Origin of the sequence: Chryseolinea soli (assembly GCF_003589925.1) — a bacterium.
Classification (GTDB): Bacteria; Bacteroidota; Bacteroidia; order Cytophagales; family Cyclobacteriaceae; genus Chryseolinea; species Chryseolinea soli.
Window position 1 is genome coordinate 7,435,236 of the sequence record NZ_CP032382.1, and the last position, 14,351, is coordinate 7,449,586.

Genomic DNA, 14,351 nt, shown 5'->3' on the forward strand with positions numbered 1-14,351 from the left:
TTATTCCATTTATCACACAGGCTACCAACGCCGGCGGCATACGCATGGATAAAGGCGTTGTAAAGACAGCAAAATTCTGAAAAGGCGTGTACCTTTGAGTGTTTAAATATCAATCATATCTCCATGAAAACATTCCCGTTGCTGCTCGCGTTGTTGTGGATACCCTTTTCGGTGATGGCGCAAGATTACCTGGTCCGGTTTAAGAAGAATGGAAAATATGGATACAAAAATGAAAAGGATCAAATCATTATCCCCGCCAAATACGATTTCTCCAGCGACTTTTATGGAAAATTAACGCCGGTCAAATTGAATCATACGTGGGGATTCATTAACAAAAAAGGAGTCCTGGTAACGCCTTTAAAATATGATTCCGCAGACGACTACTTTCCCAGCACAGACAGGGCCTGGGTGCTGTACAAAGGCAAAGCCGGAATGATCGACGGCACGGGAAAGGAAGTTATTCCGACAAAGTATGATGCCTTGGGCCATGCGTTCGGCTACGGCGTAGATTATATACGAAACAACAAAAAGTATGGCCTCATCTCCAAAGATGGCGTGGAACTCGCGTCACCCCAATATGACTCCATGACCGTGGATTATGCGTGGAGGGAAAACAGGATCGGTGTAAGACTAAATGGAAAATGGGGATTTATAGACCTCGAAGGAAATCTAAAGGTACCGTGCCGGTATGATGCGGTCGAAGAATTCCAGGAAGGTCATGCCTTAGTGACCCTGAACACAAAAAAGGGATTTGTCAATCGCGAGGGCGTGGAAATTATCCCTCCGGTTTATGATGAAGCGACCACCTTCTACCGCTATGCGGCCGCCGTGAAACGCGATGGCAAATGGGGATTTGTCAATGAAAAGGGAGAAGTGCTTGGCAAAATCGAGTATCAATCCGTTGGTGAATTCAGATTTGACAAATTTGCAGCCGTAGAATTGGATGGCCATTGGGGTATGGTGGACACGGAGGGAAATGTGGTAGTCCCACTCCGATTTAGTAGCGTAAAAATTGTGTTTACCGATGACCAGAAAAATGTCTTTGTCGCCACCCGGCTCGGCGGCCGATGGGGCGTCGTGGACACAAAAGGAAACACGATCGCTCAACAAAAGTATGACGAGATCTACCTCGACTACGATAAGATTGCGTTTAAGCTAGACGGGAAACAAGGTTATATTGATAAGGACGGAAAAGAAGTGTGGCGATAGACGGCGCAGGACAATCATCATTCTCCTTTCATCCCTCAAAAACTAAATCCAACCCGAAACACCCCTCGCGGAGATTCTTCGTGTTCCTCTTTTGGCATAAACACACCTAAGGAAAACACCAAGGCATCTACCGGCGCAACCCAAAGCCCACCGCCATAACTGTTATGCCAGGCTTCGGATGATTCGCCGATCAGCCATACCCGGCCATAATCGAAGCCGCCAAACATACCCAGCGTAAACGGCAGGATCCGGTTGACACTGCTGCTGATCCGCCAGCGAACGTCGGTGCTTTGCCAGTAGGCGATGTCGCCATAGAACCGTTCGGTGCGATAACCCCGCAAGCCCAGCGATCCGCCAAGCGTCGGCATCTGAAAGAATTCATAACCCTTCCCGAAGTTCTGTCCATAACCAATCTGTGTTCCGATGATCAGATTCTCCTTCCGGTCGATAGCCTTGAAGACGGCGAGCTGTGAACGCAGCGACGTAAAACTTTTGGAATCCTTGATATTATCCATCCAACTCAAGGTCGTGTTGAACCGGACCCCGGCGTGCGGTGCAAACAAATTGTCGACGTTGTTGTAGTGAAATCCAAGCTCGGCCCCGGCGAAATATTTCCGGTCAAATATTTCTGCGTTTTCTCCCTGACCGTAGATCCGGATATAACGCCCGGCAGTATTCTGAATATTCGAAGCCGTAAAGGTGGGGCCGAGGGTGAAGTAGCCACCCACGCCTGCAAAACGTTTCTTAATGGCCGGATACAAGCGAATCAATCCTTGCCGCACCCGGTAGAAGTTGGGATTGTTTACCGGCCGCTGCGTTTCGTTGCCAAGGCCGGCAAAGTTGAAAGCAAAACTGGGTCCATGATACTGCGCGTCGAGATAGAAATCCCAGTTCTTCACCACGTTGAGGAAGTCGCCCTCATAGTTGGCCTTGAAGGCCAGCGTTCCCGTGGCAAACGAAGCCCCCATACGCTGAAGGGACGCATAAGGAATCTTCTTAAAGCCGTGCTTCACCAAATTCATAGTTCCTCCAAACAAGAGCTGATCGTCGGGGTTAAACCCGATGATGGGAAACGGTATGGCGATGTCATACTCGCTGTCGTAGCCGCGCCGGTCATAAATATTAAAGCGGGCGACATCGGTCCGTTTGTCGCGGGTCTCGGGTCCTGCATGGAGTGTGTTCTTGCGGAGGTCGTCATACACAAAGGTCTTCCTGCTGCCGCGTGCCACACGCGACTCGTCCGTAAATTCATCGTTCCCCAATCCACCAATGAGCCGCACGCGGATGCCCTTCGACACATCGCCTTTCACCACAAAGTCATCGTCGTCGCCGTTGCCATACACATCGATCTCGGGCGTGACGTCGTTCTCAAAGGTTCGCTGATAGAACTGCCGTTTGATCTCCCCTTTCTTGTTTATTTCATAGGCGGTGACTTTGGTATGGTCACTGTCAATGCGCTCCACTTCAAAACGTTCCCGTTCTTCCGTGCCGATGACATCAACTTTTTGCCCCAGGAACTCATAGTGTGTCCGCGCGATTTTCATCAGGTCGTTGCGGCGGGTCTTCAGGCTGGTGATGATCCCCGGCGCCGAAAGTTCACGTGCTTTTTGCGGCCAATCGCGGAACGCACCTTCGATGACTTCATCCGTGAGGTGTTCCTGTATAAATTTCACCTGCGCTTCCCACTGCGCCCAACTGAGCTCGTTCAGAAAGGTCCGGTCAAAAAGCCGCGCGCTCCACGTCGTCCATTTCATGCTGTTGATCTCCGGGCCATACGATTGAAGTTGACGAAGGAATGGCAGCGTTTGCCGGGCCATGGCCGAAACCAATCCGTCATAGGCCGAAAAAGCCTGATCGCGGTCGCGGGGAATGGGCCGGTATAGTTTTGAACCATCCTCCTGATCGAAACTCGCCCAGGTCCACTGATCATCGTGCCGGTCCCAATCGCCAAGGAGAAAGTCGAGTAGCCTGGTGCGCACCGCCCATTCTTCATCCACCTGGTACTTGCTGTCCTTCAAAAGATTGTCGACCATATCCGGCGTGCTCACGATCTTGTCGGGCGAACCAAAGAAGGGCGCTTCTTTCCAATGCTTTCCGGAAGCACGCTCTTCCACGAGGTGCATGCCTCCGCCAAAGAGCCTGTTATAAACTCCCAGTCGCGGCTGCGCTGGGATGTAGTACAATCGCGGGTTAGCGTGATAAACATCGATCGCATCCGCGAGGTAGGGAACCGCCAACGGTGCAAAGGGGTGTGTTGCCAGGAAGTTGTCCTCTACCAGGTATTTGGCCGCCACCATTTTATTAAACGGATAGGGCATAAAACGCGTGGCGTCCTTCGTCATCCCACGGAACGCGTAGTCGCGGCCGTTGGCATCTTGCACGCGAAGAGAGTTGGTCTGATTGCCCCCTCCTTGTTTGACCGGCGTGACACCCCCCTTAAACGTGTTCATGTCCAGCACGGGAAACTTATATTGCTCCAGATAAAGATCGCGGTGGTGGGCGCCGAGGAAGAATTTATGAAACCCTCCAATCGGCTTCACACTATTGCTCGTGACGGCCTGCGTCGTAGAGTCCTGGTGCTGATCGTATTCGGGAAAGGACGTCTGAAGCACTTCGTTGGCGAGCGGCAGGTTATCTTTTATTTTTTTCTGGAACACCAGTGTCTCCGTTGTCCCTTCTGCATTCACCTCATAAAACTGCACCCACGTCTCCCCTCCTTCGTAGAACGAAAGCGTACTATAGCCCAGAGCACCCGATGCAAATTCTGAACCCCGACCCAGATCGACCGGACTGGTCTTTGATGCACTTCCGCTGACAATAAACTGCTGACCGTCGCGGTCGATATATTGCAAGGCGTGTTCATGACCGCTGGCAAAGATGAAGCTTCCATTTTTATTCGCGCTGGCCAATAGTGCCGTGCGGAGTTCTTTGTAGTCCTGGTGCGCAAGATCTTGCTTCGATCCGATACTGGCTCTGAAAAAGGCGGCTAAACTGCCGATGCCCGGAAGGGGTACCCACCACTTGGGATTGATGTCGGTGAGTGGAAACAAGTGTTGCTTCACCGTAAACCCACCACCATGCGGGCCGTACGTGTAGGGCGGGTGGTGCAGGGCGATGATCAAATTCTGGTTACGGTATTTACGCACCATGTTTTCAAAAATAAAACGGAAGCTCGCCTTGTTACGGGCCGCACATCCATCATTCATTTTTGGTTCCACATCAGAATCTCCCAACCACCATTGCGAATCGACCACCAGGATCACGACGTTGTCGTTCAGTTCTATCGCTTCGGGACCCGAGCAGCCATCGTCGGGCAGGAAATAGTTTTCCCAATCGTCTTTGTCCTTCACGCCACGATGGGTGTTGAGATAGGATTCCACAAAATTCTCCTGGCTATGCAACCCGCTCTGACCCCAGCCGCGCCAGTCGTGATTTCCAGGGACAAAAACGGGGCGTCCTTTAAAATCGTCGAGCATCTGCAGTTGGGCGAGGATGCGTTGTTCCGCATCGGCGCGTTTTGCCTGCTCTTCCTTGGGCGGCATCCCGTATTCATAAATGTTGTCGCCCAGAAACAAAACGGAGCTATTGATGGATGCCGACCCGAGTTTGGACTTCAGGTATTTGATAACTCCCCCGCTGCCGGGTTCTGTTGCGTTTCCGGCATCGCCAAGCAAGTACATGGTATGTTTGAGTACCAGATTGGGAGATGGAGTTGCGTTTTTCCATTGCCGCGCTTCCTTTGAATATTGTCGTTTATAGGATGCGCAGGAGGCCAGGAACAACAGGAGTAAAAGCGTTTGGGAGGGTAGACTTTTGTTCATGTTACTTACCGTAGTCCTTAAATATGGGCTTTTTTAGTTGAATATGCAGGCTTTTCGTGTCGGCAAAAAAGCGATCAGAAGTTATCCATTCCGACCCGGTTATACAACCGGAGCAGCATTCGGCCAGCCCCGATGACAGGGCCGGGAACATCAGGCTAAAAACGGTTCGGAATTTGCCCGCACACTGGTGACTCACCAGGGGGACTTTGTTGTGAAGCTTTGTTGTGAAGCATAATTTTATCCACCGGGCTACGAAAAAACATCCGGCGGGTTGTCGTATATTGCAATTAATTCCCCTAAATATTACTCGATTGCTATTCGCGATATCTTCGCTCCGTCTCACGATCGACAGTAATATAACTTGAGGTTTTTCTGAAGGGCAAAAAGAATATGAACCGAACCGTCCGCCGATTTACGCAATGCACTTTGTTGATAAGCTTATGCTTGTGCTCGGGTCAAATAGCACGTTGCCAAAATCAAAAACGAAGACCGGGCCTTCCAGGGATGAGTCCTTCCAAATGGATCACGCTTCGACATACACAGGCGCCGGGAAAGGCATACCGGGTTGACGGTTCCCCCACGAAGACGTATACGCAAGAGGATTTCTATTTCAAGATGTGGATCCCGGTGGTTAACCTGTCGAAGTTCGCGCTGCTACTGGGTCCGCAATACCGCACCGAGCAACTTGAATTTCAAAGCGACGGAGAGAACCCCCTCCGCCCTCTGGGAGGCTGGAACCTTCGCTCGATGGGACTTGATGTACGCTCGTGCCTTAGTGTCGATAGCCTCGCCTGGCTTGCCTTTAACGCTAACATCAACCAAAGCGGAAATCTTCATGATCAACCGCATGACAACGTTCCCATCAACTATACGTTCTCATCCGTCTATCTCAAGCGCACCGCTCCGAACCGGGAGATCGGTTTTGGCTTTATGTTGAATAAGAGCTTCAACCGTTTCACCGTCCTCCCGGTTTTTATGTTTAACTACAATTATTCATCGAAAGGTGGCATTGAAATAAATCTGCCCTACAAGATCGCCTTGCGACGGAATCTTTCACCCACGGATATTCTTTATGTCAGGGCCGAAGCCGTTACGCGCGCGTATTGGATCAACAACGGCACGCAGCCCTATGCGTTCAGAAGAACGGAGGCCGATTTGGGCATTGCCTACAACAAACAATTCACAAAGTTGATCGGTGCCGAAGCCTTTGGAGGCTATCGCCGCAACATCAGCACGCACCTGCCCGGCGAAGTGACCGCGGTAAGAACCTCCGGATTTGTATTCCAACTGGAACTCTATTTGAGGTCGCCGTTCCAATAAACTTTAATCTTTAGAGCGAGAATTCATTCCTGACGATCTGGTCATCATCTTCAGTAGCCAGTAGTCAGTAGCCAGCAGTCAGAAAAGTAAATCTGCGGGTTTGGGTCTGTTGAAAGGGAATTTCGTTTCCAGGTATTCCCTGCGTATTGCAAAGACCTGGTCAATCCCTTAATTTCAGATTACCATTTTTAATTATCTGTAATCTTTCGCGAGAGACCATGCCAAATTTTCAATTCATTCCGGTCACGCCTCACCCACTGCTTCGGCCCTTCATTGCGAAGATGTGGGTCTTTGAAAGCGAGGGGCGGATGCCTGAACTGGATAAAAAATTGATCGTCCCCAATGCTAATTTCAAGTTAGCGTTTGGTTATCGAAAGGGGATCGTGAGCCACATTGGTGATCAGACGTTCACGTTAGGTGAGAATGAGATCAGGTTGTCGGGGATAATCGATTCTCCTGTCATTCTGGATTGTCAGGACGATGCGCCGACGGGTACGATCGGCGTTGAATTCAACCCGATGGGCGCCTATCGTTTCTTTCATTTATCCTACGCCGATTTCAAAAACCAAATCGTAAAGTTGTCTGACCTCATCGGCAACCGCGCCGAAGATTTGCAGGTGAGGCTCGCGGAAGCAAAATCCGTGACCCTGAAATTGCAGGTTCTCCAGGATTTTCTGATCAGGCAATTGGAAAAACACGCGGCGGACCCCATCTATGATTATTGCATCAACCGGATAGAGGACTCCAAAGGTTTAGTCACCGTGGCCCAGCTTGAAAAGGAAACCGGCTATAGCTCCCGTTGGCTCCATACGAAATTCTCGGAGCACCTGGGCACTGGACCGAAAAATCTTTCCGAGATCGTCCGGTTCAGACAATTTTACCAGGCCTTCGCGGCCGGCAGTAAACTTCAATACCTGAAGGAACAAATTTACCATCACTACCACGACCAGTCCCATTTTCTCAGGGCATTCAAAAGGTTTACCGGCACAACCCCTACCGAACTTCAAAACAGCTTAAATGAGCTGGGCACCAAGGCTTACCGGGCCTGACTTCCGATTCGTACAATACTTTTAGATCATCGCCGTAGCATCTTTACAGAAAGATCGTGCGAGGACGTACGCTCGCAATATCCGATCCATTATAAAATAAAAATTAAATACTATGAAAGGCCAAAGCTATTCGGCTACCATTGAAGTAGCATTATCGCAAAAAGATGTCTTCACGCGCATGAACGATTTCACAAAATGGTGGACCCGTCACATTGAAGGGCAGACCGCAAAACTGAATGATGAATTTATTCTCCGGTATGGAGACGCCCAGGGAGACATTCATTATTCAAAACATAAGTTGATCGAAGTTATTCCCGACAAGAAGGTCGTATCGCTGGTCACGGAGAGTAAAATCAACTGGATAGAAAAAGACAAGAACGAATGGACCAACACGAAGATGGTTTTTGAACTCACCCCGAAAGGCGACACGACCGAACTCAAGTTCACGCACGAAGGTCTTCTTCCGGAAAAAGAGTGTTATACCGAATGTGCCAAGGGCTGGGATACGATCATCAAGCAAAACCTGTATGCCTATTTGTCGGAGGGCAAAGCTCTGTCGCATGATTTTAAAGCCCGCATCGCTGCAAAGATCAGCCCGGACGAAGCCATCAAAAAGATCAGCGATATACCGGCGTGGTGGGATGTATCCTTTTCGGGAAGTGCCGAAAATCAAAATGATACGTTCATCGTAAAGATGGGCGGGGATTCCTTCTTCGACTTTACCGTCACAGAATTAATTCCCGGCAAAAGAGTGGTCTGGTTGGTGACCGATTGCCATATGCCCTGGTATTCGGATAAAAAAGAATGGGCCAACACCAAATTGATCTTCGATCTCGCCGAAAACAACGGCATCACCCACCTGACCTTCACACATGAGGGCCTCACACCGGAAGTGGAGTGTTTCAAAGACTGCGAACCCGGCTGGACCCATTGGATCAAAACAAGTTTGTTCTCCTATTTCACCACAGGAAAAGGTAATTTTAACCGCCCTTACGCCAAAAAATGAAAGATCAGAGTTACACGGCAACGATCGCGATAGCACATTCCCCGAAAGATGTTTTCGATCATCTCAAAGCCGTTTCAAAATGGTGGAGCGGCGAAGACTTTGAAGGAAAGAGTGCATCGCCAGGCGATGAGTTTACCATCCGGCATGGAGACGTGCATTACTCAAAACAGAAAGTAGTGGAGGTCATCCCCGACCGGAAAATCGTGTGGCTTGTTACAGACAGCCGATTGACATGGCTCGAAAAAGATCAGGGCGAATGGACCAATACTAAAATGGTTTTTGAGATCACGCCTAAAGGTGACCTGACTGAACTCAACTTTACGCATGAATGCCTCGTTCCGGAAAAAGAATGTTACTCCAGGTGCACACAGGGTTGGGAGACGGTGATCAAGATCGCCTTCGCTAAAGCTATGGCGACCGCGGGTCGCCCGGGATGAAGCACATTAAGTTGACCCCGCCGGGTTAGGATGGACATGACGGACGCACTAGTCACTATTTTATTGCGCCAAAGGCGGCGAAGCACGAGTGCTTGTGTAAGATATCGATCTTGGTGAATCCTACTTTTGCCAGCAAAGCAAGCTGAAAGTTCAGCGAGCGTGGGGTGTCCTCATAATTTACATAGTCCCATACTTTCTGACGGTACTCCGGCCCTCCCAGCGTCTCGAGGTAGCGGCTATACTTATCCTCAAATAACGTGGTGATGGTTTCGGAATGATGTGTGATGAAATCGGAAATCCAAAAGCTGCCTCCGGGTTTGAGTGCTTTATATATTTTGGCAAACATCAATTCCCAGTCATGGTCATCGCGCAAGTGGTGCAGGGTGGCCGCAGCGAGAATGATGTCAAAGTGATTGTCCGGCAGGTCCAGGTTTCGCATGTCGTCCTGGATCACGGTAACCCTGCCCTTTGTTTGTGGCGAGACCCTCTCCTTTGCTTTCTCCAGCATCGGCATGCTCAGATCATTCAGCGTGCAGTTCAGGCCGGGGATCTTGCCTAACATCTTCAGGGTGTAGTTGCCGGCGCCGCAGCCGATGTCCAGCAGTTCCGTTGCATGCGGGGTAGCATACTTTGCCGCCTCCGTGCACAGCTCCATGGTGAGCGGCGCGTCGATGGTGGTTTGCTGGCCGGTCTCGAGATTGGAAAAACGTTCGGTGTCCTTGTCAAATCTTTCCCGGATCTGTTGGTTGGTCGCTTTTTTTGAATAGTCCGTGTTCATGCTTAAAACTTTTTGATGGGTGCAATTACCCGGTTTAACCCCATATTTGAAAGCATCCATTTTATCCCGCCATTCTTGTCATTACGAACTGAGGATCAGTTTGTTATGAGATTGTTTCCATTTTCTTTGAAAATCCCGACCGTTTGACGGCGCTCAACCGTCAAAAGAGAAATTCAAACAAAATGAAAAATCTGAAAGACAAAGTAGCCGTCGTATTTGGCGCATCCGGTGAAATTGCCGGAGCCGTCGCACGATCGTTTTCCCAACACGGGGCAAAGGTGTACGTCACCGCCCGGAACCTCGACGCCGTAAAGGCATTAGCCCAGGAGATCAAAGCCACCGGCGGCCACGCGGAAGCCGCCAAAGTGGACGCCTTGAAGGAGATTGAAATCGACAACTTTCTGAAGAAAGTCATCGCTGACAACGGCAAGCTGGATGTCGTCTTCAATGGCATCGGCCTTAGCTATGCCGAGATGGGTGGGCGTCCACTCACCACGTTGGCAACGTTCGAACATTTTATGGCGCCCATGGAGAAGATCTGCGGATCGCAATTCCTCACTTCGCGGACAGCGGCAAAGTACATGATGCAAACCCAATCCGAGGGAACCATCTTACTGCTCACCGCTTCACTGTCCCGGTCCAAAATCCCCAACCTGGCCGGCATCACAGCCGCCAGCGCCGCCATAGAAGGGTTGACGCGCGTGATGGCCGCCGAATGGGGAGGCGACGGAATAAAGGTGATGTGCATTTGTTCCAACGCCCTCATGGAAACAACACGGATTTCCGGGGGGATCAATGCCACGGCGCAACAATACGGAGTGCCTACAGAACAGGTGGTGGCACAGTACAAGGCCTTCGACATCTTAAAGACGAGTCCGACCTTGAAACAACTCGGCGAAACAGCGGCCTTCCTCGCTTCTGAAACCGGCGTAGCATTCAACAGTCACATTGTCGACGTGGATTGCGGCAAGCTGAACATTTTATAGCACAGCAAATATTTTTTTTATAGTACATTGGTGGTTGCAGCCTTTCCCACGAAGGTTGCAATCCCATTTTAACGAAATCGAATGGAAAGAGAAGACGTCCTGAAATCGGCCATGGCCGGCGACATAAATGCGTTCCAAACCCTGTTTGCCGAATTTCAAAACCAACTGAAATCCTACCTGTACCGCTTGCTCACCGATCGCGACGATGTGGACGACCTGGCCCATGACGCTTTCATCAAAGCGTTTGCGAACATATCCACCTTCAACCAGGATGCTTCGCTAAAAACCTGGGTATTCAAGATCGCCACCAACCTTGCCTACGATCATCTCAGAAAACAAAAACGATGGCAACCCGATGCCCAGGACCGGGCGGCAGACCTGGCCATCAGCTCGGAAGAGATCCGGAAGGTCTTTTGGATGGTTCACGACACATCGCCCACCGGGGCCTACGAGATGAAAGAGCACATTGACTACTGCTTCACCTGCATCTCAAAGACCCTGCCCATCGAAAACCAGGTTGCCCTGATCTTGAAGAACATCTATGATTTTCAGGTAAATGAAATTTGCCTGATTCTCGAAAAAACGGAAGGCGTAATAAAACACTTGTTGAACGATGCCCGGAATACGCTAACCGATATCTTTGAACACCGGTGCGCGTTGGTCAACAAGAATGGCGTCTGTCACCAATGCAGCCATCTCAATGAAATTTTCAATCCCAAACAAAATCAGCAAGAAGAACTGATGAAGTTGGAATTGGTAAAAGCTTCAAAGAAATTTGACCGGGAGCAACTTTTTGCGCTACGGGAAGTATTGGTAAAGTCCATCGATCCCCTGCATGCCGCGGGCACCGACATCCACGCAGAAATGATGAAGTGTCTCAGAACGGCGATTGGTGAGAAGAGTGATTTCTTTGAGGAGCGGCAGGGCAAAGCAGAGTAGTTTGTTTTCGCGTAAGGAAAATTCTGGAGATCCGTATTTTGTAGTGAAACTTTACCTGTAAGAATATAAACCTCAAAAACACGATGAAAACCCCAGAGACATTTCATTCCGAGCCTGCCTCCCCTCCGGAAAACTTCAAACATCAAACCGCTTTCGTCAACGGCATTAATATTCACTATGTAATCGGTGGAGAGGGTCCCCCACTTGTGCTGGTCCATGGGTTCGGACAAAATTGGTTTATGTGGAATAGGTTGTTACCGGAATTTTCCAAGCACTTCACCGTCATTACCCCGGAGCTTCGGGGGCTTGGTGAATCGAACAAACCGGCCGACGGCTACAACAAGAAAACAATGGCCAGTGACATTCATCAACTCGTTGTTTCTCTTGGATTCAAGCGCATCAAGCTTGTCGGGCACGATATAGGTCTTATGGTTTCGTATGCGTATGCAGCACAGTACGGCGACGAAGTTGAGAAGCTGGCCTTGCTTGATGCATTCATTCCGGGTGTTGAACCGGTCTGGACCAGGATGTCAACGACGATCTGGCACTTTGGATTTTTCTCCAGACCGATTGCCGGTGATCTCGTCGCGGGAAAGGAAAAAGAATTCCTGTACGACTTTTGGCCCGAGCAATACGGCCTTAACAAGGCGCCCTTCACACAGGCGGAAAAGGACGAGTTTGTCAGGGCTTATGCAACCCAAGGATCGACGACGGGGAGCTTCCACTGGTTCGGCTCATTTCGCCAGGACGTAAAGGACAACCAGGAACTCACGAAGAAAAAATTAAAAATGCCGGTACTGGCCATGGGCGGAGAATTTTCCTGCGCCCCGTTCCTGGCCGATCACGCACGACTCGTCGCCGAAAATGTCGAGGAAGTGAGAATAGCAGGTTCGGGCCACTGGATGGTTCAAGAGCAAACCGAACAAGTGCAGAAAGGTCTGATGGACTTTTTACAGCGGTAACACAAATTTGAAAAGATATCCATAACTGATTTGATTCATGAAAATTGAAAAATGCACCATGCTTGAGTACGACGAAATCGTCAAAGATATCGTCGATTTTTGGGGAAGCGATAGAACACTTCATCTACATCACCCCTATTTGATCTATGAATTTGGGAATACAGCTTTTGTAATCAAGGAGCAAGGACAAGCGATTGCTTATTTGTTTGGATTTTATTCGCAGACCGAGAGTTTGGCGTATGTTCATTTGCTGGGCGTACGAGAAAAGTATCAAAGACAAGGATTGGGTGAATTATTATATGAGAACTTTATAAACATAGCGAAATCAAAAGGGATAGCGAAGATTAAGGCCATCACCACCGCATCAAACGCAAAATCAATAGCTTTTCATAAAACCCGGATTGGAATGACCTTGCTTGGACAGCCAAATGAAGCGGGGGTGAATGTTGTGAGAGATTATTCCGGGGCAAATAAACACGTAGTTGTATTTGAGAAACGAATAGACAAATAAAACGCGGCCGGGCGATAGGTTGCATTTGTGATATGATCGGCAGCGCAAGTAAAAACGCTAGAACGCGGCGGGTTTGTTTTTGGATCGTTTTTTAGAGCAAGGTTATTCAATATCTCGTATTCTAAAGAGAAATTATATGAGCATATGGATGTTCTCCGATCACCTGGACTTCGATAAAAGGGAGAAGTTTCCAAAGTATGAAAATTGCATTTATTGCAAGAGTAAATTGGAGATCCTTTCCCATGAGATCAAGCCCGCTATAAAAGGGGACTATTGGCATGGAGAAAAAATCAGAGTCAGCTTTTGCCCAATCTGCGGGTGGTGGACGGCACATCATGAACTTTATGCTCCGCCAGCTGTAGCAAATGTGGAAGGTGTTGAAAAGACCAGTGCAGCCATCTCTGTTCTCAAAAACTTGGATGTTGCAGACATCAACAGCCCAATTGACGAAGTGAAAAAGTTCTTATTGGTGAGGTACGAGTCCCGATTTTCTCTACACCCAAGAGTTTTTGAAGAAACGGTCGGCAGCGTCTTTAAATCTCTCGGGTATCACATCCAAGTCACCGGATACACCGGAGACGATGGGGTTGATGTTATCCTGGAAAATGAAAGTTCTAAAATCGGGGTTCAGGTCAAACGTTATAGGAATTCTATTAAGGTAGAACAGATCCGCTCTTTGGTTGGAGCCTTAGTCTTGAAGGGAATGACAAAAGGTATATTCGTTAGTACATCTACGTTTCAGAGTGGAGCGGCCAACACGGTTAATCGGTTCGAAGAAAAGGGTTATTCTATAGAATTGTACGATGCCAAAAGATTTTACGATGCTCTGCGATTATCACAGCGTCCCGAATACACATCTCTTGAAGATTTTCTGAGTGACCATCCAATAAATAGCTTGCCCGTTATTCACAGAGACAGCTATTACTAAGACTTAAAATCTAAGATCCCGGAAAGGAACGTAAGCTCGTCAAAACGCCTTATTAACTTCGCCATGCTCTTTCGCACTATTGAGAGAACCCCTAGTACAATTGTACTATATCCGCCAAGCCCCTCAAGTGGGGATTCTTTATTATCTTCAGTTCAAACCCCAAAACCTATGAAAATCAGGCTAGCAATTCTATTAACATTGTCTTTCTATCCTTCTCCAGGGCCAAGGAAGAGAATGGCCAGACAAAAATAAAGGATTAGGTCTCGTAGCTCATTTAGCATTCATAAAATTAAGCGCAGAACAAAAGGTAGTTTCGATCAATAGCGATGAGGCCTTTAAAAAAAGAATCCTTATCTCAAATAAAACTACGGTGGTACCCGACACCCTGGCCGTACTCAGCGTTCT

The 14,351-nt window shown here is 48.9% G+C and carries 12 protein-coding genes; 10 read left to right on the forward strand and 2 right to left on the reverse strand.

Annotated features, from left to right (window positions below):
* The first annotated feature begins 123 nt into the window (after positions 1–123).
* Positions 124–1,209, forward strand: coding sequence for a WG repeat-containing protein (locus D4L85_RS30830; RefSeq protein ID WP_119757969.1), 1,086 nt, complete (start codon positions 124–126; stop codon positions 1,207–1,209).
* 35 nt (positions 1,210–1,244) lie between these two features.
* Here the strand turns inward: D4L85_RS30830 and D4L85_RS30835 are convergent, their stop codons facing one another.
* Complete coding sequence (locus D4L85_RS30835; protein ID WP_119757970.1) at positions 1,245–5,030, reverse strand: bifunctional metallophosphoesterase/BamA family protein; 3,786 nt, start codon at positions 5,028–5,030, stop codon at positions 1,245–1,247.
* Positions 5,031–5,534: 504 nt separating this feature from the next.
* Here D4L85_RS30835 and D4L85_RS30840 point away from each other — a divergent pair.
* From D4L85_RS30840 to D4L85_RS30860, 4 genes are all read left to right on the forward strand, one after another.
* Entirely contained in the window at positions 5,535–6,350 is an 816-nt protein-coding gene (locus tag D4L85_RS30840; RefSeq protein WP_119757971.1) for a DUF6268 family outer membrane beta-barrel protein, read from the forward strand.
* 281 nt (positions 6,351–6,631) lie between these two features.
* Positions 6,632–7,399, forward strand: a complete 768-nt coding sequence (locus tag D4L85_RS30845; RefSeq protein WP_335621970.1) for a helix-turn-helix domain-containing protein — start codon at positions 6,632–6,634, stop codon at positions 7,397–7,399.
* Between the two features lie 112 nt (positions 7,400–7,511).
* Entirely contained in the window at positions 7,512–8,405 is an 894-nt protein-coding gene (locus D4L85_RS34885; protein WP_228450682.1) for an SRPBCC family protein, read from the forward strand.
* Complete coding sequence (locus D4L85_RS30860) at positions 8,402–8,842, forward strand: SRPBCC family protein (RefSeq protein WP_119757973.1); 441 nt, start codon at positions 8,402–8,404, stop codon at positions 8,840–8,842. The genes D4L85_RS34885 and D4L85_RS30860 overlap by 4 nt, the downstream gene beginning before the upstream one ends.
* A gap of 55 nt (positions 8,843–8,897) precedes the next feature.
* On the opposite strand, the gene D4L85_RS30865 is transcribed toward D4L85_RS30860, so the two are convergent.
* Entirely contained in the window at positions 8,898–9,620 is a 723-nt protein-coding gene (locus tag D4L85_RS30865) for a class I SAM-dependent methyltransferase (protein ID WP_119757974.1), read from the reverse strand.
* A gap of 182 nt (positions 9,621–9,802) precedes the next feature.
* Between D4L85_RS30865 and D4L85_RS30870 the strand changes: the two genes are divergently transcribed.
* The 5 genes from D4L85_RS30870 to D4L85_RS30890 all read left to right on the forward strand — a co-directional run bounded on the left by D4L85_RS30870 (position 9,803) and on the right by D4L85_RS30890 (position 13,946).
* A complete protein-coding gene (locus tag D4L85_RS30870) occupies positions 9,803–10,606 on the forward strand; it encodes an SDR family NAD(P)-dependent oxidoreductase (protein WP_119759013.1) in 804 nt (267 codons plus the stop codon).
* Positions 10,607–10,687: 81 nt separating this feature from the next.
* A complete protein-coding gene (locus D4L85_RS30875) occupies positions 10,688–11,545 on the forward strand; it encodes an RNA polymerase sigma factor (RefSeq protein ID WP_119757975.1) in 858 nt (285 codons plus the stop codon).
* Positions 11,546–11,628: 83 nt separating this feature from the next.
* Positions 11,629–12,507, forward strand: coding sequence for an alpha/beta fold hydrolase (locus tag D4L85_RS30880; RefSeq protein WP_119757976.1), 879 nt, complete (start codon positions 11,629–11,631; stop codon positions 12,505–12,507).
* Positions 12,508–12,544: 37 nt separating this feature from the next.
* Positions 12,545–13,018, forward strand: coding sequence for a GNAT family N-acetyltransferase (locus D4L85_RS30885; RefSeq protein WP_119757977.1), 474 nt, complete (start codon positions 12,545–12,547; stop codon positions 13,016–13,018).
* Positions 13,019–13,154: 136 nt separating this feature from the next.
* Positions 13,155–13,946 (forward strand): restriction endonuclease, encoded by a 792-nt coding sequence (locus D4L85_RS30890; RefSeq protein ID WP_119757978.1) that lies wholly within the window; start codon positions 13,155–13,157, stop codon positions 13,944–13,946.
* Positions 13,947–14,351: the final 405 nt, after the last annotated feature.

What these genes read in the sequence shown, in the direction of transcription:
- D4L85_RS30875 (WP_119757975.1), top strand. Translation starts at nt 10,688, where the DNA reads ATGGAAAGAGAAGACGTCCTGAAATCGGCCATGGCCGGCGACATAAAT.
- D4L85_RS30865 (WP_119757974.1), bottom strand. Translation starts at nt 9,620, where the DNA reads ATGAACACGGACTATTCAAAAAAAGCGACCAACCAACAGATCCGGGAA.
- D4L85_RS30870 (WP_119759013.1), top strand. Translation starts at nt 9,803, where the DNA reads ATGAAAAATCTGAAAGACAAAGTAGCCGTCGTATTTGGCGCATCCGGT.
- D4L85_RS34885 (WP_228450682.1), top strand. Translation starts at nt 7,512, where the DNA reads ATGAAAGGCCAAAGCTATTCGGCTACCATTGAAGTAGCATTATCGCAA.
- D4L85_RS30835 (WP_119757970.1), bottom strand. Translation starts at nt 5,030, where the DNA reads ATGAACAAAAGTCTACCCTCCCAAACGCTTTTACTCCTGTTGTTCCTG.
- D4L85_RS30840 (WP_119757971.1), top strand. Translation starts at nt 5,535, where the DNA reads ATGAGTCCTTCCAAATGGATCACGCTTCGACATACACAGGCGCCGGGA.
- D4L85_RS30845 (WP_335621970.1), top strand. Translation starts at nt 6,632, where the DNA reads ATGTGGGTCTTTGAAAGCGAGGGGCGGATGCCTGAACTGGATAAAAAA.
- D4L85_RS30860 (WP_119757973.1), top strand. Translation starts at nt 8,402, where the DNA reads ATGAAAGATCAGAGTTACACGGCAACGATCGCGATAGCACATTCCCCG.
- D4L85_RS30880 (WP_119757976.1), top strand. Translation starts at nt 11,629, where the DNA reads ATGAAAACCCCAGAGACATTTCATTCCGAGCCTGCCTCCCCTCCGGAA.
- D4L85_RS30830 (WP_119757969.1), top strand. Translation starts at nt 124, where the DNA reads ATGAAAACATTCCCGTTGCTGCTCGCGTTGTTGTGGATACCCTTTTCG.
- D4L85_RS30890 (WP_119757978.1), top strand. Translation starts at nt 13,155, where the DNA reads ATGAGCATATGGATGTTCTCCGATCACCTGGACTTCGATAAAAGGGAG.
- D4L85_RS30885 (WP_119757977.1), top strand. Translation starts at nt 12,545, where the DNA reads ATGAAAATTGAAAAATGCACCATGCTTGAGTACGACGAAATCGTCAAA.